At 30.0% G+C, this 21,918-nt stretch carries 22 protein-coding genes; 6 read left to right on the top strand and 16 right to left on the bottom strand.

Annotated elements, in window-relative coordinates; genetic code table 11:
* Window positions 1-82: 82 nt before the first annotated feature.
* On the bottom strand, window positions 83-1,090 hold the full coding sequence (locus tag BTO07_RS02670) for an LLM class flavin-dependent oxidoreductase (RefSeq protein ID WP_087519761.1): 1,008 nt from the start codon (window positions 1,088-1,090) through the stop codon (window positions 83-85).
* 275 nt (window positions 1,091-1,365) lie between these two features.
* On the opposite strand from BTO07_RS02670, the gene BTO07_RS02665 reads away from it, so the two are divergent.
* The 4 genes from BTO07_RS02665 to BTO07_RS02650 all read left to right on the top strand — a co-directional run bounded on the left by BTO07_RS02665 (window position 1,366) and on the right by BTO07_RS02650 (window position 4,949).
* On the top strand, window positions 1,366-2,265 hold the full coding sequence (locus BTO07_RS02665) for an outer membrane beta-barrel protein (protein ID WP_087519760.1): 900 nt from the start codon (window positions 1,366-1,368) through the stop codon (window positions 2,263-2,265).
* A gap of 149 nt (window positions 2,266-2,414) precedes the next feature.
* A complete protein-coding gene (locus tag BTO07_RS02660; RefSeq protein ID WP_087522529.1) occupies window positions 2,415-3,386 on the top strand; it encodes a sugar phosphate isomerase/epimerase family protein in 972 nt (323 codons plus the stop codon).
* A gap of 196 nt (window positions 3,387-3,582) precedes the next feature.
* Window positions 3,583-4,197 carry a DEAD/DEAH box helicase gene (locus BTO07_RS02655; protein WP_087519759.1) on the top strand — a complete coding sequence of 205 codons (615 nt, stop codon included), beginning with the start codon at window positions 3,583-3,585 and terminating at the stop codon, window positions 4,195-4,197.
* A 113-nt stretch (window positions 4,198-4,310) separates the two neighbouring features.
* Window positions 4,311-4,949, top strand: coding sequence for a thiamine phosphate synthase (locus BTO07_RS02650; protein ID WP_087519758.1), 639 nt, complete (start codon window positions 4,311-4,313; stop codon window positions 4,947-4,949).
* A gap of 106 nt (window positions 4,950-5,055) precedes the next feature.
* On the opposite strand, the gene BTO07_RS02645 is transcribed toward BTO07_RS02650, so the two are convergent.
* From BTO07_RS02645 to BTO07_RS02590, 12 genes are all read right to left on the bottom strand, one after another.
* A complete protein-coding gene (locus BTO07_RS02645; RefSeq protein WP_087519757.1) occupies window positions 5,056-5,247 on the bottom strand; it encodes a cold-shock protein in 192 nt (63 codons plus the stop codon).
* 149 nt (window positions 5,248-5,396) lie between these two features.
* Window positions 5,397-5,990 carry a DUF6515 family protein gene (locus tag BTO07_RS02640; RefSeq protein ID WP_087519756.1) on the bottom strand — a complete coding sequence of 198 codons (594 nt, stop codon included), beginning with the start codon at window positions 5,988-5,990 and terminating at the stop codon, window positions 5,397-5,399.
* Window positions 5,991-6,213: 223 nt separating this feature from the next.
* The gene (locus BTO07_RS02635) at window positions 6,214-7,116 is read right to left on the bottom strand and encodes an ABC transporter permease (protein ID WP_232457075.1); all 903 of its coding nucleotides are present in this window, start codon (window positions 7,114-7,116) and stop codon (window positions 6,214-6,216) included.
* 2 nt (window positions 7,117-7,118) lie between these two features.
* A complete protein-coding gene (locus tag BTO07_RS02630; protein ID WP_087519755.1) occupies window positions 7,119-7,862 on the bottom strand; it encodes an ABC transporter ATP-binding protein in 744 nt (247 codons plus the stop codon).
* A gap of 6 nt (window positions 7,863-7,868) precedes the next feature.
* Window positions 7,869-9,071: an efflux RND transporter periplasmic adaptor subunit gene (locus BTO07_RS02625; protein ID WP_087519754.1), complete on the bottom strand. Its 1,203-nt coding sequence runs from the start codon at window positions 9,069-9,071 to the stop codon at window positions 7,869-7,871.
* A gap of 11 nt (window positions 9,072-9,082) precedes the next feature.
* Window positions 9,083-10,414: a TolC family protein gene (locus BTO07_RS02620; protein ID WP_087519753.1), complete on the bottom strand. Its 1,332-nt coding sequence runs from the start codon at window positions 10,412-10,414 to the stop codon at window positions 9,083-9,085.
* Window positions 10,415-10,622: 208 nt separating this feature from the next.
* Complete coding sequence (locus tag BTO07_RS02615; RefSeq protein ID WP_087519752.1) at window positions 10,623-11,780, bottom strand: tryptophan 7-halogenase; 1,158 nt, start codon at window positions 11,778-11,780, stop codon at window positions 10,623-10,625.
* A gap of 27 nt (window positions 11,781-11,807) precedes the next feature.
* On the bottom strand, window positions 11,808-14,063 hold the full coding sequence (locus tag BTO07_RS02610; protein ID WP_198342500.1) for a LodA/GoxA family CTQ-dependent oxidase: 2,256 nt from the start codon (window positions 14,061-14,063) through the stop codon (window positions 11,808-11,810).
* 32 nt (window positions 14,064-14,095) lie between these two features.
* On the bottom strand, window positions 14,096-15,472 hold the full coding sequence (locus tag BTO07_RS02605) for a hypothetical protein (protein WP_087519751.1): 1,377 nt from the start codon (window positions 15,470-15,472) through the stop codon (window positions 14,096-14,098).
* A gap of 373 nt (window positions 15,473-15,845) precedes the next feature.
* On the bottom strand, window positions 15,846-16,478 hold the full coding sequence (locus tag BTO07_RS02600; RefSeq protein ID WP_087519750.1) for a nitroreductase family protein: 633 nt from the start codon (window positions 16,476-16,478) through the stop codon (window positions 15,846-15,848).
* 69 nt (window positions 16,479-16,547) lie between these two features.
* Complete coding sequence (locus tag BTO07_RS02595) at window positions 16,548-17,123, bottom strand: Crp/Fnr family transcriptional regulator (protein ID WP_087519749.1); 576 nt, start codon at window positions 17,121-17,123, stop codon at window positions 16,548-16,550.
* Window positions 17,124-17,659: 536 nt separating this feature from the next.
* Complete coding sequence (locus BTO07_RS02590; protein ID WP_087519748.1) at window positions 17,660-17,869, bottom strand: hypothetical protein; 210 nt, start codon at window positions 17,867-17,869, stop codon at window positions 17,660-17,662.
* A gap of 263 nt (window positions 17,870-18,132) precedes the next feature.
* Between BTO07_RS02590 and BTO07_RS02585 the strand changes: the two genes are divergently transcribed.
* The gene (locus BTO07_RS02585) at window positions 18,133-19,560 is read left to right on the top strand and encodes an SDR family oxidoreductase (protein ID WP_087519747.1); all 1,428 of its coding nucleotides are present in this window, start codon (window positions 18,133-18,135) and stop codon (window positions 19,558-19,560) included.
* Window positions 19,561-19,574: 14 nt separating this feature from the next.
* Window positions 19,575-20,105 carry a CIA30 family protein gene (locus BTO07_RS02580; RefSeq protein ID WP_232457074.1) on the top strand — a complete coding sequence of 177 codons (531 nt, stop codon included), beginning with the start codon at window positions 19,575-19,577 and terminating at the stop codon, window positions 20,103-20,105.
* Between the two features lie 67 nt (window positions 20,106-20,172).
* On the opposite strand, the gene BTO07_RS02575 is transcribed toward BTO07_RS02580, so the two are convergent.
* The 3 genes from BTO07_RS02575 to BTO07_RS02565 form a co-directional block, all read right to left on the bottom strand.
* Window positions 20,173-20,625 (bottom strand): hypothetical protein, encoded by a 453-nt coding sequence (locus BTO07_RS02575; RefSeq protein WP_087519745.1) that lies wholly within the window; start codon window positions 20,623-20,625, stop codon window positions 20,173-20,175.
* Between the two features lie 72 nt (window positions 20,626-20,697).
* Entirely contained in the window at window positions 20,698-21,354 is a 657-nt protein-coding gene (locus tag BTO07_RS02570) for a hypothetical protein (protein ID WP_087519744.1), read from the bottom strand.
* Entirely contained in the window at window positions 21,338-21,829 is a 492-nt protein-coding gene (locus BTO07_RS02565) for an RNA polymerase sigma factor (RefSeq protein WP_087519743.1), read from the bottom strand. Before BTO07_RS02565 ends, BTO07_RS02570 begins: the two co-directional genes overlap by 17 nt.
* Window positions 21,830-21,918 lie beyond the last annotated feature (89 nt).

The raw sequence follows: 21,918 nt of genomic DNA, 5'->3' as shown, positions 1-21,918 counted from the left end.
ATATGTATTTTTAGTGATACAACTGTATTATAAATAAATGTGTAGTTAAAGTAGTATCAAAAATATAGTAACTTAAACTCAATTACGAATTCAACTCTTTCATAATTTCAGCAAATAATTCATAAGATCGTATTCTGTCTTTACCATCATAAATATTAGTTACAGCAATCAATTCATCTGCTTTTGTTTGCGCTATAAATTCTTTTATTCCTGCTTTAACAGTGGCTTTACTTCCTATAAAAGAATATTTTAACATTTGATGTACTTGTGGGTTTTGCAAAACACCTTCTAACTCATTTGTCATATCTATAGGTGGTTGTACAAAATCTCGTTTTCCAGTAAATATGCCAATAATCATACGTATTAAAGAGGTTGATAAACGTTGGGCTTCTTCATCAGTATCAGCAACAATAATATTTACACCTGTTATTAAATACGGTTTTTGTAAATCGTTTGATGGTTTAAATTCTTTGCGATAAATTTCTATAGCATCCCATAAATGAGTCGTTGCAAAATGGCTTGCAAATGCATAAGGCAATCCTTTTTTTGCCGCTAAATGAGCACTATCTGTACTAGAACCTAGTATATAAATAGGTACATCTACTCCTTCTGCTACAGTAGCTCGTACTTTAGAGTTTTTATTTTCTGCAGAAAAGTATTGTTGTATTTTATTAACTTCTTCAGGAAAAGATTGTGCAGCTTTCATAAAATCTGAACGTATTGCTTGTGCTGTTTCTCTGTCTGTTCCTGGTGCTCTACCTAAGCCTAAGTCAATTCGGTTTTCATAAATAGACGCTAACGTACCAAATTGTTCGGCTATGATTAATGGAGAATGATTTGGCAACATAATACCACCAGAACCAATGCGAATTGAGTTTGTACCTGCAGCAACATAACCGATTAATACAGAGGTTGCACTACTTGCAATATTTGACGAATTATGATGTTCTGCCAACCAATATCGTGCATACCCAAACCTTTCAGCATTTTGCGCCAAATTTAGCACGTTATTATAAGTTTGTTTTAGTGTATGATCTTTAGAAACTAAAGCAAGATCTAATATGGAATATAGTGTAGGTTGCGTTTTCATAAATGTGCCTTTTTCCTTGTAAATGGAATCGAGATTAAATGTAATAGTTATCTGCTAATTACGCGTCTTTTTATCATATATAATAACACAAAAATACGGTCTTATCTTCATTGCTCTGTCAAGTTAGTTTTTTGGTGAATATTTAATGATATTTTCAAAATAAATTAGGTTGTTTTAACTTCAAAATCTTTACATTTATTCTCTGTTAGCAACGTTTTAACAAAAAATAAGTTTAATCATTATATATCAAATTAATAATTTAAAAATAGTAGATTATGAAACATTTAATCATCGTATTTTCAGCCCTTTGTATAAGCGCAATTTCTTATGGGCAATTTAATGTCTCAGTTAGTTCAGGATATTCAATTGGAAGTGCTGGAATGAAATTGGGAGAGAAAGTTAATTCTACACAAACAGAAAACACTTATGGTAGTTATGGTGAAGGATTAAATTTACAAGTAAGAGGAACTTATTTCTTTAATGATAAGTTTGGTATAGATTTAGCATTAGGATATCTTAATGGTGCAGATCAAACAATTTCTAAAGGTTACGAGTTTAAAGAAGATGGAACCTTAGATACCAGTGTTGATATAAATGCAATTGCAAGAGCGCGTGCATTTGGAGCAGCAGTTTCTATGGTTTATAAATTTAATGATAATTTTTATGGACGCTTAGGAGCTCTAGTCAAAGTTGGTGGAAAAACAGAAGCAGTTGTGTATAAAAAAGATGTTTTTTCAGATCCTGAAGTAGCCTATTTTAATTCTATAAACATTCCTTTAAATAGTGGTTCTTACACAGAAACAAATTATGTAGAAGATTATCACGGACATTTTCCTTTAGGTGTTGTGGCAGCTCTTGGTTATAAATTCGATTTAGACACTAACTTTTCTCTTTTTGTTGAAGCAGAATATTATGGAATTAGTTTAAAAAGAAAAGATTCTGAAATTACAGAATTCAATACAGACATCGTTTTACCTGATGGTACTGTTGCTGTACCTAGTTTTTATTCTTTAGATAATTTACCTTCAGGTATTTATAAAGAATCTACTTATGTTGATGAATTATCACATACAAATACTGATGGTTCAAAGAAATTATCACAAAAAGTACCTTATTCTTCTTTCGGGATTAATTTTGGTATTTCTTATAAATTTGAAGGTTCTAATAAAAAATAATAATTCGATTTTTACTTAAGGAGCTATAATGCGTATGTGTTATAGCTCTTTTTTTATGCTTATTTTTATTAAACTAAATTGGTTAACCAGTTTTAATGTATCTTAGCAAAAGGTCGATAATAAAACAACAATCAATAAAAAAAGATAAAATGAGTAACCATTCAGAGAACTATTCTAGAAGAGAATTTGCAAAACTATCTGCCATGGCTTTAACAGCCATTCCATTTATGTCTTTTGTAAACCCATTGTTACAGAAATCTTTTATGGCAGAAGATAATGATCTAAATGTGCATTTGTTTTCAAAACATCTACAATTTCTTAATTATAATGATATGTCTGCAGCTACTGTAGAAATGGGTTTTGATGGATTAGATTTAACGGTACGTCCAAAAGGACATGTATTACCAGAAAATGTAATTGATGATTTGCCAAAAGCAGTGGAAGCTATGAAAAAACATGGTCTTGCTCCAAAAATGATGTCTACCAATGTTTGGGATGCTCATAATAATTTGCAAAAAACTGTTTTGGAAACTGCTAGTAAGTTAGGTTTTACAAATTATCGCACAGATTGGTTAAAGTATCCAGAAGATACCCCAATTACTGAAAGTCAGGCTTTATATGGAAAACAGGCAAGAGATTTAGAAATTCTGAATGAAAGCTTAGGTCTTATTGGAGGTTATCAAAATAATTCGGGTATGAATGTTGGCGCACCAGTTTGGGACTTACTTCCTATTTTAGAAGAAACTAAAGGGAAGTTTATGGGAAGTCAATATGATATTAGACATGCTGTAATAGAAGGTGGTGAGAGTTGGGAACTTGGGCTAAGACGAATTAAACCGTATATAAATTCTATCGTATTAAAAGATGTTAAATGGGGAGTTGTAGATGGAAAATGGCAACCAGTTAATGTTCCTTTAGGTGAAGGTATGGTAGATTTTAATCGTTACTTTTCTTTGCTTAAAAAATATAAAATAAATGTTCCTGTTTCTTTGCATGTGGAATATGATTTAGGTGGTGCAGAAAAGGGATCAAATAAAATAACAATTCCTAAAAAAGAGGTTTTTAAGCGTATTAAAAAAGACTTGGTATTTTTAAAAGAAGCATGGAAAAATGCAGAATAGTAATCTAAAATAAGTACCAAAAGCATCAGGAATTCTTTCCTTTTGATAAAGAAATTAATTATTAAATAGCGCTTGTTATCTGTTTAATAACTAGTATAAATTTTCGATTACAAAAGTTACAATAGAAAAAATAAGTACATCAATTAAATTGTATCTTTGCCTTCATTTTTATGCTTAATAATTACGTTTTTACACTATGCCTTTTAAAAAATTACATTTCGAAATCAAAGAGAAGTTAGAGTCTCATGAAATATCAACTCCTACTCCATTTCAGATTAAAAGTATTCCTGTTATAAAAAGTGGAGCAAATCTATTTTGTACTGCTCCAAAAGGTAGTGGGAAAACGACAGCAATGATATTAACTACCATGCAAAAACTTAAATGTGAGGAAGTTGGTACTGCGCCAAGAGCTGTTGTTCTTGTAGAAAGTAGTGAAAAAGCAATGGAATTATATGATGCTTTTTTAGCATATACAAGGCATACTACGTTGCGTCTTTATGGATGTGATGAAAGACAGCATATTGAATTATTGAAATCAGAAATATTTGAAGGTGTAGACATTCTAATCTGTACACCTATCACTATGAATAAGTTACTTTTATTAGAAGGAGTAAATACAACTCAATTAAAGATTTTTAATATTGATGATGCAGAATTTTTAGTTGATAAAAAATCGTATGCTGCTTTAATGGCAATTACACAAAGTGCTCCTAAATGTCAGTATGTGTTGTATTCCGAAAAACTGCATCCAATTCTAAAACGTTTTGAAGATTATTTTATGCAATACGCTAAAAAAGTGTCTACTAAGTAGTATTACTTGTTTTATAAGTGATAAAGAAGTCTCTATTGTGCTAAACTGAATCTTGATAATTAAAGAATAAAATTTAGGTTGAAAATACTGTTTTCAACTAAAAACGAAGAATAATGATACCTAAACTACATTACATATCTCAAGGAGCTTCTCCAAAAGAACATTTAGAAAATATTCAAAAAGCGTGTTCATCTGGTGCAGAATTAGTGCAATTAAACATACATAATATTTCAGAAAAAAAATATTTAAAATTTGCAAATGAAGCTAGAGAAATTACGTCTCATTTTCAAACTAGATTAATTCTAAAAGATCATTATAAAATAGCAAAACAAGTAAAAGCAGATGGTGTTCATTTAGAAAATACAGATTTTTGCGCTACAACTGCTTTAGAGCATTTATATACTTGGCAAATTATTGGTGGAACAGCAAATACTTTACAAGATTGTGAAAGCTTAATTAGTAAAAAAGTAGATTATATTACTTTAAGTCCTTTTAGAGTTTCTTCTAATGAAGATAATGAATCAAAAGTTTTAGGGGTAAATGGTTTTTCTTTAATTGTTGATGCTTTAAAAACTGAAACTCCAATTATTGGTGCTGGTAGTATTACTACAGATGATGTTACTGGTATTTTAGAAACAGGAATTTCTGGAGTTGCAGTATCTGAAGAAATTACGCGTAATTTTGATAGTATTAAACTGTTTAATAAATTATTGAGCGCTTCTTCTATAGATGAGCAACGACATACTTTTTAATAAAAGTTGTAAACTTTATAACGATATAGCTTTAGGCTAAGGATAAAAGACAAAAAAAAGCCCATCAATTAATTGATGGGCTTTTATAAAACTTAAAGTATATTTCTTAGATAACTTTTACGTTAACTGCGTTTAATCCTTTGTTTCCTTCTTGTAAATCGAATTCAACTTCGTCACCTTCTCTGATTTCATCTATTAAACCTGAAACGTGTACAAAATGATCTTTGCTTACTCCTTCTTCAGTTATAAAACCAAATCCTTTTGTTTCGTTGAAAAACTTTACTGTACCTTTACTCATAATAATGTTATTAAATTTATATTACTAATTATAAGGCAAATATAGTGCCATTATTTTTTAACAACCAAGAAATATTGTTTTTTTTAAATAAAAAAAGAGCATAATTATTAAATTACACTCTTTTTGTCAACATTTAACAAACCTAAACTTTATTTCATTTCTATGATACCTACAACCTCATAAGCTCTAGTGCCATTCACTTGTATTTTTTCATATAATATATTTGCAAACTCATAATAGGTTTGTCCATCTATAATTACTTTTTCATAATCGTTAGGCAATTCATAAACAATTGTACCAACTTCTGGGTCTACTACTTCGTACTCGTTGTTTATTTGCATGTAAAAGACGCCTTCTACATTATAATAATTACGGTTATTAAATCGTATCGTTCTATAATTTCTTGGTAGCATATTTATTCTAAACCCTAATTTAGGAGTAATTACAATATAACGACCTCTAGAATATGTATAAAATTTATTATTAGAATAGTAATAATTATGTCCTTTATGAGTAACCGTTTTTCTATTTGGTATATTTCTTACAGATGCAACTTTTCGTTTTTGTTTCTTGTAAGTTACTTTTGTTCTTGGTACTCTTTTACTAACTGTTCTTTTACTCGTGTTTCTTTTTACAGTTGTCGTTTTTTCTTTTGTACTCCTTCTTGTTTGAGCAGAAGTTTCTAGTGTAAGAGAAACTAAAAGTATAGCTGCTATTCCGTATGTTTTTATAAGTAATTTCATAATATCTTTATTTTTTAAATTTTTTGTTTACTACTAGTTTGACCCTATTTTGTTTGGATAGTTTAAAGTGATAGTTGTTAAAAATATATTAAAAGAAAGAAAAGAAACTATTCTGTGTTTTCTAATTTTAAAGCTAATTGAAGATTATACAGCTATAAAAGCAATCTATAAAGTGAATTATAAATATCACTTTTTAGAAAGCCTCTATAAATATAAAATGATATTATTTTAACAACGCAAGTAAGCCTTTTAATTCAGTAAGGTTTAAGTTAGCACTATTATCTGTATCTAAAACCTTAAAGTTTTCTGCTACAGATTCAATAGCTTCTGTAGAACGTACATGAAAATCATCTTCTTCTGTAGCTGTTAATTTATGTTGTGTTCGTAAAATTTCTGTGACTTGTAGTACTGCGTTTGGTGCTTTTTCTTCACTTACAGCAGACGCCATAATCTGATTTAAATGATCTATTGCTAAAATACGTTTTTGTACAGTTGTATATGGAGCAATCACTACATCATCCTGGTCTTGACCAAAAGTGTTTTCTCCTTTTTCCTCTAATACCCCAATAATTTTAAAAGGAATATTATTAAAACGAATCATTTGCCCCACAGGATCTTTACCATCAGGAAATACATTATCTACAACAGTTTGTCCTATTAAAGCAACTTTAGAAGCAGTTTTTACTTCAGCATCTGTAAACATACTACCACTCTGTAAATCGACAACTTTTATTTTTAAATAATCTGGGTTTACACCATAAATAGTACTTGGCCAATTATTAGAACCATTAATAACTTGTCCGCCTCCATTAACCATTGGTGTCGTATAACTTAACAATGTTGCTTGCTTTTTTATAGCTTTATAATCGTTTAAAGTAAGTGACTCCATAATACTTGCTGCTTGTCTAACTCCACCTCGTGTATCCGCTCCTGCTTTAATGGTAATCATGTTAGAACCCATTGCAGAAATAGTAGTACGAATACTTTCTTTAGAACCTTCTCCAATTGCTAACATTGTAATTACAGAAGCAACACCAATAATAATACCTAACATGGTTAATAAGGTTCTTGTTTTATTAAGAATGATGGCTTTTGTTGCGATTTTAAATAAATTGAATACTCTCATAATTAATCGTCTTGTTTAGGTAATTTTGCTAATTCTTGCGCTGCAGACAGTACTTTATTATTTTTATAATCTTGAATTATATGTCCATCTTTCAAAACAATAGTTCTATTACTAAATGTTGCAATATCTGGCTCGTGTGTTACAAAAGTAATTGTGATTCCTTTTTTATTTAACTCTTGAAAAAGTGACATAATTTCGTAAGACGTTCTTGTATCTAAATTTCCTGTGGCTTCATCGGCAAGAATCATTACTGGGTTATTTACTAAAGATCTTGCAATGGCAACACGCTGTTGTTGTCCTCCAGAAAGTTGCGAAGGTGTGTGATCCATTCTATCTGCCAAACCAACCATTTGTAATGCTTTTATAGCACGTTCTCTTCGTTCTTCAGTAGAAACCTTGCTATTATATAATAAAGGCAATTCTACGTTTTCTAAAGCAGATGTTCTGGCTAATAAATTATAAGATTGAAAAATGAATCCTATTTTTTCGTTTCTTATGGTTGCCAATTCATTTCGACTTAAATCCTTCACTTTTACAGCATCAATTTGATACGTTCCAGAAGTAGGTTGGTCTAAACATCCTAAGATATTTAACAACGTACTTTTACCAGAACCACTCGATCCCATAATAGTTACAAACTCCCCTTCTTTTATGTCAAACGAGATACCTCTTAGTGCATGAACCGTTTCAGTTCCCATGGTAAACTCACGTTTTAAAGCGTCTATTTTAATGATTTCTTTACTCATGGCTCTTTATTTTTTTTTCGCTCCTGGTCTTTGTGGCATAAAAGGACTTTCACTTTTAGCAGAATTACTTGCTTGTGATCTTGCAACACCTTTTAAACTGTAAACTAACTTTTCATCTTGTTGAACACCACTTAATATTTGAACATTTACACCATCACTTGCTCCTAGACTCACTATTTTTGGAGTGATTGCTCCATTTTTTTCTAATACCCAAAGTGTTGTTGCATCTTTAGATAAACTGCTATTATTGTCTGATAATTGATGTTGTAAATTATAAGTTGCTAAGGTTGCAGTTTCAGGTTTAAAGTTGATAGCTTTTGCTTCTGCAGTTAACACATCATTCAATTCTAAAGTATAAATAGAAATAGTTGCAGTTAATCCTGGTTTTAATTTTAAATCTGGATTATCAGCTTTTATAACCACAGTATACGTTACCACATTTGATGTTACTGTTGGATCTAAACGCACTTGTGTTACTACACCTTCAAAAGTTTGACCTATGTAAGCATCTACTGTAAATTCGACTCTTTGTCCTTCTTTTACTTGTCCAATATCTGCTTCATCAACATCTGCCTCTACTTGCATTTCTTTTAAATCTTGTGCAATTGTAAATAAAGTTGGAGTGCTTAAACTTGCAGCAACAGTCTGACCTTCATCAATAGCTCTCGATAAAACAACTCCGTTTATTGGTGAATAGATATTTGCATATCCTAAGTTTGTTTTTGCTGATTGTAAATCAGATAAACGTTGTGTAACTGTCCCTTTTGAGGTTTGATAATTGAATTGAGCTTCATCAAAATCTGATTTACTAATTACTTGATTATCGTACAGTTTTTGCTGTCTATCAAAAATAGTTTTCATATAACTTCTTTGAAATAACGCATTGTCATATGCTGCTTGTGCTTGTGTTTTAGAAGCGTTTAAATTGGTTTTATCCAATTCAGCAATCAATTGCCCTTCTTTTACAGCACTGTTATAATCTACATATATTTTTTCTACAACTCCAGAAACTTGTGTCCCTACTTCTACTTGTGTAATTGGTTCTATAGTACCTGTTGCTGTAACCATTGTAGTTACATTTTCTGTTTTTGCTAACACTGTTTTAGCTTCTATAATGATAGCATCGTCGCTATTAAAAAAAGAATAACCTACAATTGCAAGTACTACAATTACAATGCTACTTATGATGATGTTTTTATTTTTTTTCATGATGATTTTGATTAAAGTTTGATATCATTTCCTTGATAAAATTGTAATAATTGGTGGTATAAAATATTTAAGTATTTTGCTTGTAAATAGTTTTGTTGTGCATTGGTAAATGTATTTTGACTAATCACTAAATCGGTTGTGCTTAAATCTCCCAATTCATACTTTTTTTGTGCTAGTTTATAACTTTGTTCCGCAGTAACTTTAGAAGCCTCTGCAGCAATTACTTGCTCTTGAGCAGATATTGCATTTTGATAAGCAGTTTCTACTTTTTTATACACATCTTTTTCTGTAGATAGTTTTTGTATTTCCGCTTTTTCAATATTGATGGAAGCAGTTTGTACAGCACTTTTAGTTTGATTTCTATTAAAAATCGGAATCGTTAATGACAATCCTAATTTCTGATTGAAATTCACATCAAACTGATCAGAAAATGTATTTGTATTGATACTTGTATAACCAGAACCCATACTTCCTGATAAAGCTAGTATTGGTAAAAAACCACCTTTAGCAATGTCTAATTCTTTTTCGTTTGCTTCAATATTTAAATTACTTGCTTTAATTTCTGGTAAAAAACCTAATGCTTTACTATAGACATCAACCTTGTTCAATTCTAGGTTTACTAAATCCATATTTTCATCAATAGTTTCAATTTCTATATCTTGTAATGGAGAGATTTCTAATAATTGTTTTAGTCCAATTATGTATTGTTGATATTCATTTTTTGCTCTAATAACATTGTATTTGTTAGTTGCTGCCTGACTTTGAGCTTCCGTATAATCACTTAATGCAATTGTACCTGCATCTAAACGAGATTTTGCTCTTAAAACTTCTTTTTCTGAAGCTGCTAAGTTATTTTCTGATATAGAAATACTTTCTTTACTGTAAAGCGTTTGTAAATACGTTTCTAAAAGATTTAAAACAATGTTATTTTTTTCTACTTCTTCTAAAAAAATACTCTGATCTAACAGTAACTTATTTTGTTTAATCTGATTATTAATTTGGTTTCCCTGAAATAACATCATAGAACTATTGATACCAACATTTGTACTATGTATTTGATCTGTTACATAATCACTACTAATTGGATCAATGGTATTTCCGTTAGAAAAACTTTGAGAAGCACTCCCGAATAAATTGGGTAATCTTGCATATTTAGCTTTGTTATAATCTATTTCAGCAATACTTTTATTAAGTGATGCATCTTTTACCGTAATATTATTTTCTAGTGCGTATGTAATACAATCTTGTAAAGACCATATTTTTGGTGAAGTGTTCGCTGTTTCTTGTGCGAAAGAAATTTGCACAAATAAGAAACTTGCTATGATGATGATGTATAATTTCATTTTTAAGGTGTTTTAATTGAACACTTCAAAGGTGAAACTATACGTATTCTTATAAAAAAGTAATAGAAGTTTGGGGCAATTGACTATACAGAAAGTCCTTTTTTATCGATGAGTTTTTTTTCATTTGATGAAAGAAAACGAACTTCAAAAAAAAAAGGGAGAACTCAATGTGTTTGAATTCTCCCTTTAAAATGTCATTTAATTCCAATTATAATTCAAGCAACCTTTCTAATTTGTTGTTAGATTTTACGAAACCTGTTTCAATCATTGACTTTTGATGAAATCTCTTCCAAAAAAGACTTTCCTTCCAACGTTGTTCAGAAGCATAATAATGTGCACGCTCAAGTATGTAATTGCTATAGTTTTTAGAAACATAATTATCAAAATTAACTAATGAATCTAAATTATTATTCAGTTTTTCAACAATACATTCTGCAGCATATTGTCCGTCAGTTAATGACTTATAAATTCCTCTAGATGTTATAGGATCATAAGCAGATGCAGCATCACCAATTGCTAACCAGTTGTTACCCGTAATTTTATCCAAACAAAAAGAACGGACAGGAAATCCTTTTATATTTTTGTCTAAAGCCATTGTTTCTTGTACTCCTTTTTTAATACTAACCGTTTTATTTAAAGCATCCATCCAATGATTTACCTGAGATAATTTTGTTCTTTTTAAGGTTTCTTGATTGGTATAAAAAGTAATTAACACCTCATTATTTGGAAGTTTTGCGCCATACCACCAACCATTTTCAACAGCTTCAATTCTTGTTAAAGAAGATATTTTATCAGTATCATTGATTTTAAAACGTCTTATCAAACAAATTAAAGATTCTCCTTCAATAGGAATACTTCCTTGCTGTTTTGCAAAAAGACTACGAGTTCCTGAAGCGTCAACAACAAATTTTGAAGTTACTTGTACTTCTTTATCATCCTTAATATAACTCACAATAAAGTTTCCATTTTTAAGCTGTGAGCTTTTCTTAAAAGTTGCGTTGGTTTTTACTACAACTCCATTCTTTTGAGCTTGCTCAGAGAAAAATTGATTAAATCGTCGTCTATCTAAATGCCAACCATGTCCAAACGGACTTAAAACAGTATCATTATAACCTCTTTTATCATCTCCCCAATAAGAACAAACTCCAAAACAAGGAAGATGGTTTTCTTTTAAAAAATCTTTAAAGACACCTAAAGAATTCAAGACCCTTTTTGAATTTGGAGGAATACTTTCTCCAATTACAAACTTAGAATAATCACCAGCTTCAACCACCAAAATATCTTTTACACCTTGTTTCGCTAATGCTAATGCACAAGAAATTCCAGCAGGCCCACCACCAATAATAATTACAGAATATGAATTCATTTTAGATGTATCTTAAATTAAAATGTTTTATTTATTCTTCATTTTTGCCATATGTGGACAAACAGCTGCAGGTTCTGTCACTGCATGGTTTTCTGGTATTGGTCCTGGTATAACTTTATTACTATCGTCTTCTATAAATTTACTTTGTACTTCTAAAAACGATTCTTTTAGTAATTCTGATGATATATTTTTTGCTTTTTCATCATCTGTTTGTTGAATTGATGATCCTTGAATAATCGTACCTACATTATGCCAATTGTTCACAAAATTAATATATTCTTGATATCTACCTACTCTTGCAGAAGCAGTTCCTGTATTTTGAACATTAATATGATTTGGTGCAGATGCATCATAATAAGCATTTGTTCCTTCACCTCTAACAGAATAACGTTGAAAATCTAAAGTATTTGTTTCACTACAAACTAAATCTTCAAATGTATAAACAGCTACTGGTCTTTGTGCAGGCCAAGACCAATAGGTCATTTTACTATTTTGTTCATTTGGTACTGGTGTATGTGTTGCACACGAATTGTAATCTGAATGCCAAGGAATCGACATAAATTTACAAATATCACCTGGTTCTACTTTTGCAGAATTTGTTGGTGTATACCCAACTCCTAATGCTGGTGTCTGTAAATTATTATAATTTATAGTTTCCATATCAATTCTAAAAGGACCAGCAGGTAAATAGCTAGAACCGTCTTTCCAATTTTGATATAACTGTTTATCACGAATAATAAACGTCATTTCAATTCCAGGGCTAAATCTACCTCCAAGGCAGTTTCCTAAGATATTTCTATCTAATAATTCACCAGGACCTAAAGTATCTCCAGAATCGATAACACCTCTAATTAACCATTGATATAAAAAGAAATATTGTGTTCTTGAAATGGCTAAAAAATTATCTGCAGGAGTTCCTGAATCACCTAAAGACAAAGGCATGCGTGTTGCATTTTGTGGGTCATCATTATTGTTTTCTGCATTCGGATTTCTAATAAAATCCATAATTTCTTTCCATTTAGGATTTTTCATAGTCTGTTTTGCAACAGCTTTATGTGCTCCTTCTCCTTTTGAAACTAAGTTAGTTGCCCACATTTGTAAATTAGCAGCATTTAACATCGGTTTTACCTGACTTTCAAATTTTGGAACGTAATTTTCATTATATCCTTTACCTAAAGTATAAGCTTTGTTATTAACTGGAGTTTCAGTTCCATTTGGAGTGTATAAACTAGGTTCTAATTCAAAATTTTCTACCCAAGTATTGTACAAATCTTCCCAAAGAGAAACAACATTTGCAATTTGTGGTGCATATGATGGATCTGAACTCACAACCCAAGAACTTCCTTCTACAGCATGCGAAGTTTCATCTGTAAATACAAGAACCGCTGTAACAGGTCCATCCGCAGTATCATCATACCAACAATCATTATTTACAGCATCTTCTAAATCTGCATTTGGATCATAAACACCCGCACCTTTAAAACCTGAAGCTTTACCAAAAGCACCAATTACAAGTAAACGTCCAAATTGATCAATTTCCATGTCGCCTAATGATTCTATAGTCTCGTTTTCTGGAGTGTCATTATTGTATACCGGAAATTGTTTTGGATACTTTACAGCTTCTGTCGCTAATCCTGTATTGCTTATTATTTTGTTTTGTCCTGTTGAATTAAAAGAAACAGTTTCTTGTCCTCCTTTACTAACAACATGAGGTCCTGCATCTAAAACAAGTGTTTCTCTACGTACTTTTTCGGTAAGTATTTCATGAGAATTTGTACATGTTTTTTCTTCTTCATTTACACCTGCCATTGGTGTAGAATTAGGAAAGTTTGGGTTTCTAATAAAAGGTGTTTGCCCTAAATTATTGTAGGCAGAAATACCCTGTTCTGGTTCTACCCAACTATTTGCTTTTTTGTTCGCTAAATGAACTTGCCATAAAATTGTTTTTACAACTTTTGTAGTTCCATTAATTTTAATACTACTTCCTACCTTTATTTCGGAACCCGCTTGTGTAGGATATTGTTGTATTTCAAGATTACTATATCCATAGATTTTAAACCTAGCAGCTTGTCTTTTTAATCTACCTTCTGCATCTCTTAAATCATCACTAGTAATTGTTTGGCTTTCTTGCCCTTCTTTAATAGGAAGTCCTCCCATTGGTTCTGAGGTTGTTAAACCATCCATTCCTGCCATTGTTTCAGGACCTAAATAATATTCGTTACTGTTTCCAACGCGTGCGATTCCTATTGAAGGATGTATTCTAAATATATTGTTGTTTGACATGTTTTTTAATTTTGTTTATGAGAATTAAGGGCTTATTTATTTCTATTTACCAATTCTATAGTTGGTGAATCATTTTGAGCATTGATATAGTTTTTAAGTAATATATGGCTCGTTAATACATTTTTACCATCTATAGGAATTCCCTTTACAGGATTGTATTGTGTTGTATTATGACAAGAAAAACAACTGTTTTGACTGAAAGCATCTTGTGTAAAAGTTTCAATAACAGAATTAGATAATGTTTTTGAACCTGTTTGAATACTATCATTTTTAGCAAGAGACCAATCTGGTATAAGTGCATCTGTTTGATTAAACCAAACAGCACCAACTTCATGATAGTTTTGGGCAAAAGAATTATTTGAAAGAGTATCTTTAACAATGAGATTTAAGTTTGCAATATTATTTTGATTTGTAGCGTTTCCTCCTCCATATTGATGTACCCTTAAAACTTGAGTTGTAGGACTATCAACATAATCTTGAGAAATTATTTGTGTTTCTGCAACAACAGATAACGCACCAGTATTACTTACATTAAAACTAGAATCATTAAAAAAGCTATAATTCGATGGCGCATTCTGATTTTTTGTTCCATAATTAATCGTGTTATCATTGTGCTCAAAAGTTGCCCAAATAAATTCTGGATGCCCTTCTACTACAACTGCAATATGAAAACCAACTAAAGCAACAGTCTCTTCAATAGTTTTTCTTTTAGATTCATCTTTATAATTATCAGAAGTTGTTAAGTTTCCATCAATCTTAACAACAGTATAAAGTTTTGATGTTCTTGTATAAGCTCCTTTAGGCGCTTTTTTACCTTTTGGTACAATTTTCCAAGCAGCTTTCATAGACATTGAACCATTAGGAAAATTTGTTGTACCAGGAAAGTCTCTTAAGTTTTTTGGGATATTCAAATTATTTCCTACCACAAAATTTCTGTAATTAGGATCAATCATCATCGTTGTATAAACAGCTCTAAAGTTTTCATCTACTAAAACACTATTAGACCCAGCTTGCTGAATACCACCAAGGATATGCTCCTTCCCATCTGGACTGTTAGGATCTTTTATATTAATTGCTTCATCATTATACATCGTTTCAAAACGCAACATTTTTTCTGAGTTTATGGTTACTTCTTCTGTCAACCAAAGAAAGTATTGCCATGAAATTTCATGAAACGCCATATTTGTTACATCTCCATCATTATCTAAAGTATAACCACATGGAAAATTAGCATAATTTGGTATTGGAATGGGGTTTTCACCAAGCCAACTTAAAGGCTTAGGACAGTTACTTTCTGGAATAGGAATATACGCGCTTGCTACATTGTATTTGTTACTACAACTTGTAATAAATGCAGCAACGAGTATACTAATGATTAGTATAGAAATTTTTGTAAAAGGAGTTTTCATAATTAGTTGGTTTTTAAAGATGTTGATCTATATTATAGGTTCTCAAAGGTATAGACATCACTTATTTCTTAAGAGCGTACAAACACCTGTCTTTTCATTCAGGTGTTTACATTTTTTAAGCACTTATATATTAATGACTTAGTAGTCATCACTTCATATTGATAAATGGAAAAATATTACGAATAAGTAGAGGTAATAAAACAGCTTTTTTAGAGTGTTTTACGACTCATAATCAAAGTAAAAAAACAATTAATTAAAAAAAACATATATTTTCGGAAGCTATTCTTTTTACTTTACTTCAAAAAAAAAGCGAGAACTCAATGTGTTTGAGTTCTCGCTTTAAAGTTTTAGAAACTTTAGATTTTTAAGTAAGTTATGCTACAACAGTCACTAATTCTTTCATTGGTTTTCTAACTTTTACTAAACTAGCTAACCAATCTTTATCAACATCCTTATAACCTAAAGGTAATAATAAAGTACTACGTAAACCTTTTTCACGTAAACCTAAAATTTTGTCTAATGCAGCAGGATCAAAACCTTCCATTGGTGTATTATCTACGCCTTCGTATGCAGCTTGTGCAATTGCAGCCATAAATGCAATATAGGTTTGCCTTGCAGCATGTTCGAAATTTGTTTCTGCATCGCGTTGCGGATAAGATGATAATAACATTTTACGATAATCTTCCCAACCTTCGTTTTTAAAACCTCTTATTTCATTGGTTAAATCAAACATATGATTGATTCTGTCTTCTGTATAATTATCCCAAGCAGCAAAAACTAATAAATGAGAACAGTCTGTTACTTGTTCTTGATTCCAAGCAATTTCTTTAATACTTGCTTTAATTTTATCATTGGTAACTACAAAAACTTCAAAAGGTTGTAATCCGCTAGATGTTGGCGCCAATCGAATAGCTTCTAAAATGGTGTCTATTTTTTCTTGAGGCACTACTTCACCATTCATGGCTTTTGTAGCGTAACGTTCGTTTAATTTATCTATAAAACTCATTGTATGTTTTTTTATTTAGAACAAAGATAAATAGGATCAACAAAAAGAAAATTGATTTATGATAAGAAATTATTTTTTAATTCTTTCTTTTCGAACTCTACTTAAACTCTCTGGAGTGATGCCTAAAAAGGAAGCTATTTGATAATTTGGTATTAGTTTTTCGAAAGCAGCATAATTATGAACATACTGATTGTATTTTTCGGCTGCTGTTTGTGTTAATAAACCTAGAATTCTCTTTTGAAGTGCAGCAATACGTTTTTCGAAATTTTTACGCTGAAAAGCTTCAAATTGAGGAAATTCTGTATATAACTCATCCATTTTAGCATTTTCGATAACCAAAATTTTAGAATGTGTTACACTTTCTATGGATACAATAGATTTATTGTCTGTGTATAAAGTTATATAATCACTGATCCACCAGTTTTTAATAGCGAATTGTATAGTGTGTTCTTTTCCGTTATCTGTGGTATAAAAAGAACGTAAACAACCACTTACTACAAAAATATGCTCCTTTTTTAGTGAATCATTAGAAAGGATAATCTCTCCTTTTATGACTTTTTTTTCTACAATTATTGACTTTAATTTATTTTCAATTTCCTCTGAAAAAAGAATACTTTTTTTAAAATAATCTAAAAGTTCGTCCATGATATCAAAGGTATTATATTCTTCTTTTATTTATTCTTTTCTATTGATGAAAGATTGAAATTTCAAATACTATTTTATCAATAAAAACAATTAATTGTGAGAATGTCTTTCTGAGCTTGTCGAAGAATTGTTATTCTTTATTCTTTTCCATTGATGAAAAGAACCAAAAATCTAGACTTCATATAATTTCATTGAATTCTAAAAAGATATTTCATTAACGTGTCCAGACCGTTGCACTCTTTGGACACTTGCCATTTCTTATCTTTTGAATTCTTACTGAAATTATAGTATGTCAGGATGAGATTTGGGTTAATATGTAGTTTTTTAGATTTTATTCATAAAAACAATTAATTGTGAGAATGTCATTCTGAACTTGTCGAAGAATTGTTATTTTTTTCTATTTATGAATCAGACCTCAATAAAAAATCAGTATTTTTTTAATTCTTTATTCTTTTCTATTGATAGATGCGGTATTAAGTCAAGCACATCCTTTGCTTAAAATTTATACTTCTGAAATTTTCTTGAATTCTAAAAACCTACTCACTACCAACAAGCCTTAACTCTTCCACCAAAAACAATGGATTCTTATTAAAAGCTTTCCAATCTTTTAAAAGTAATTTATAGAGTTTGTCAATAGCTTCAGTATCTATATTCTCTTGTAATTCAGCATCCTTTTTTAAATCTAAAATATAATCTAGCAATTTATAGCAGGTTGTAAACTGCCCGCAAGCAATAAGTGTGTCCATTCTATTTTTAGAAATATCAGTTTTATCCCACCATAAAGTGGTAGGCGTTTCAGAAGCTGTTAAACCAATACTTTTTTTCTATTAATGGATGCTGAAACAAGTTTACGACAGACTTTTTTTGCGATTTATGAATACACATCATGATTTCTTTTTATTAAACCCTATATTAGGGATGATTGTAAGAATATTTGATAAAACACCTATTTAAATACAACAATCAGACAGAGAAAACGGAGAAATATATCTATTTTAAATAGTTAATTATGATTCATAAAAAGAAAATATTACTTACTGGAGCAACAGGATATATTGGTAAACGTTTGTTGCCGATTCTTGTTGATAAGGGATATCATGTTGTATGTTGTGTAAGAGATTTAAACAGGTTTTCGCCTCCAGAATCATTAAAGGCATTTATAAGTGTTATAAAATTAGATTTACTAGATACAGAAACTTTAAAAAATATTCCAACAGATATTGATGGGGCTTTTTACTTGGTGCACTCTATGTCTAGTTCTGGTGATTACGAAGCGTTAGAATTACAATGTGCTACTAATTTTAAAGAAGCACTGCAAAAAACAAACTGTGAACATCTTATTTATTTAAGCGGTATTGTAAATGATGAGAATTTATCTAAACATCTTTCTTCTAGAAAAAATGTAGAAAATGAGTTGTCTAAAGGTACGTATCATTGTACAACTTTAAGAGCAGGTATTATAATAGGTTCTGGTAGTGCTTCTTTTGAAATTATAAGAGACATTGTAGAAAAATTACCACTTATGGTTACGCCTAAATGGTTAGATACAAAGTGTCAGCCTATTGGTATTGTAAATGTTGTAGAATTCTTATCAAAGTCATTACTTAACCCTGAAGTGTATGATGATAGTTTTGATATTGGTGGGCCAGATATTCTGACTTATAAAGAGATGTTACTTGAGTTTGGTAAAAAAAGAAACTTAAAACGGACTATAATTACCTTACCGGTAATGACTCCTAAATTATCTTCTTATTGGTTATATTTTGTAACTTCTACATCCTTTAAATTGGCATCTGCATTAGTAAGTAGTATGAAAGTTGAAGTTATTTGTAAAGACAATCGATTATCAGAAATCTTAAATGTGCAACCACTTTCTTACAGAGAATCTCTTGATAAAGCGTTTTTAAAAATAGAAAGCAATCAAATTACATCGAGTTGGAAAGATGCTTTTATTAGTGGTGAAATGGATATTGAAATTTCAGATTTTATAAAAGTTCCAACCTTTGGATGTTTTATAGATAAAAGATCTAAATCTTATAGAGATAAAAATGAATGTCTTTCTAAAATATGGCGTATTGGTGGAAAAACGGGTTGGTATTATGGTACTTGGTTATGGCAATTAAGAGGACATGTTGATAAGCTTTTTGGCGGTGTTGGTTTACGAAGAGGAAGAACAAATGAAAGTTCATTAATTGCAGGAGATTCTATTGATTTCTGGCGAGTAATCTATGTGAATAAAGAAGAAGGAAGATTGTTGCTATTTGCAGAAATGAAGTTACCTGGTGAAGCTTGGCTTGAATTTAAGATTGAAAAAGATCAATTAATACAAACAGCTACATTTAGACCTTTAGGATTATCAGGAAGATTGTATTGGTATGCGGTACTTCCTTTTCATGGGTTTATTTTTAAAGGAATGCTACGTAAGTTAACGAGCTAGATAAAACACAAATTATGAAATCTATAATTCTAATTATTTTAATATCGATTACAATGCAATCAAATATAATTTTTAATTTTAATAAAGCATCTGACATTTCTAACTGGTCTGTTGTTGATGATGTTGTTATGGGAGGTAAATCATTAGGTAAATTTCATCTAAATAAAGAAGGTATTGGTGTTTTTGAAGGACGTGTTTCTTTAGATAATAATGGTGGATTTTCTTCTTTAAGATATGAATTTATTGAAATGAGTACAAAAACGTATTCTAAAATAATTTTAAAAGTAAGAGGAGATGACAAAAAATATCAATTTAGAATAAAAGAAAAGATTTCTGATTCTCATTCTTATATAGCATCATTTGAAGCTACCAAACATTGGCAATCAATCGAAATTCCTTTATCAAAAATGTATCCAGCATTTAGAGGTCGTACATTAGATATTTCAAATTTTAATGGAAATAGTATAGAAACAATCGCCTTTTTAATAGGAAATAAAAAAGCCGAAAATTTTAAGTTAGAAATAGCATCTATCGTTTTAGAGTAAAAAAATTAGTTTTCTTATTTTACTCGTTGTTCTCTTCTTTTGATGACAGGCTTCAATAAAGAACTTTCTATAACATATTTCCAGCCTTTTTAACTTCATCATCTTTGTAACGACCAAGTATCGAACCAGTCACCATTCCTCCTATTAGTCCAAGAGAAATACCTAAAGAGCGTTCTAAGTTTGATAAAAATACAACACCAAATAACAATCCGAATGATAAACCTAAACCGCCCATTAATTTGGTATAATATCCTTTAGAAGTTAAAGAAAAAGTATCTTTTAAAAACTTTTCGAATTCACTTAAAGCCTTCTTATACTGTTTTTTGTTGCTTTCTGGATTTGAATCTAATTGCAAATGATCAAGTTCTGTTTCTAATAATTTAATTTCTTCTTTAGAAAATGATCTTTCTTTCAGTTTGGTCAAAATATCAAGAAATTTTTCATAAATCTTAATTTCTGATTTATTGGATGATTTACTTGCTAAATTTTCTAATAAAAGATACGCTTTTTGAATGGTCATAATAATTAATGTTTTCTTAGTTAGTGACTTAAAAGATGAATTATTACACCTGAAACTTATTTTTATTTAAAATTAATTATTTAGATGCTCCATATCAGTCAATAATACTTTTAGTTTTTTAAAAACTCTACCATAAACAATATTCACATCCCATTGGTAAATTTTACCACCAAAAAGTGCTAATAGAGTACAAATTAGAATTATAATAACAATTACTAGTAACGGAACACCATTTATAAGATATACATCTGGAAAACCGATTAAAACCTCGTTTACAAGTTTTTTTCCTAAAAAGAGTCCATCTTCATCTTTAAACCAAAAACCAATAATAAAAGACATAAATATAATTGGGTATAAAAACGTAGCTATTTTCTTATTAATAGAAACCTGGCTATTTATCCATAAATTAAATGCTTTTAGATATTGATAACTACTATTACCTTTATTAATTTTCTCTAAACCATTTAATAATTTTTTGTTGATGACAACGAGTGAATTTAATGTTATAAAAAAGATGATTCCCATCCAAGGTATTCCTACAAAATAGGATATAACAAGAAAAATAAAAGAGAATACAACAATTGCGATCAAATTAATTTTAAACATCCTTTTAAATTTATCAATAATATGAATCGACTTTTGATTATAAAGGTTGTTTATTTTTGGTGCTAATAATGCATCACTTTTAAGAAAACCTTCTTTCCAAATATTCTCAATTGATTTTTCCATCTAATATTTTTTTTAAACGTTCTTTTATTCTTTTTATCCTTACTCCAATATTATTGGTATTGGTCCCCATAATTTCTGCAATTTCATTATATGATTTCTCTTCTAAATAAAGAAGAATTACACCTCTATCTACTTCCGATAATTGACGAATTGCACTGTATAATTCATTTAAATTTTCATCAGAAAAAGCATGATTTTCTTCAATTAAATCAACAGGGTTAGCATCTGAAGTAAATTGTTGTCCTTTTCTTTTGTTTTTCTTCAATAAGGTTAAACAAACATTTAAAGAAATTCGATATACCCATGTACTCCACTGAGATTCTTCTCTAAAATTATTTTTACTGCGCCAAATCTGTAAACAGACTTCCTGATAATAATCTTCAAAATCTTCTTGCGAATTTGTATATGCTCTACACAATTTTATAATGATGCCTGCATAAGGTAAAATAGATATGTTGTAAAAATCGCTACTCAATATGGTGTTTTATTAGTTAGTGGCTGTTCTTTTTAATTTATTACACCCTTAAGTAAAAATATATTATTTTTTATAGAACAAAAAAAAGC

The sequence above is a fragment of the Polaribacter sp. SA4-12 genome (assembly GCF_002163675.1).
Lineage (GTDB): Bacteria > Bacteroidota > Bacteroidia > Flavobacteriales > Flavobacteriaceae > Polaribacter.
Note: the sequence above shows the minus strand (reverse complement) of the source record. Positions and strands in the feature narration are given on the sequence as shown.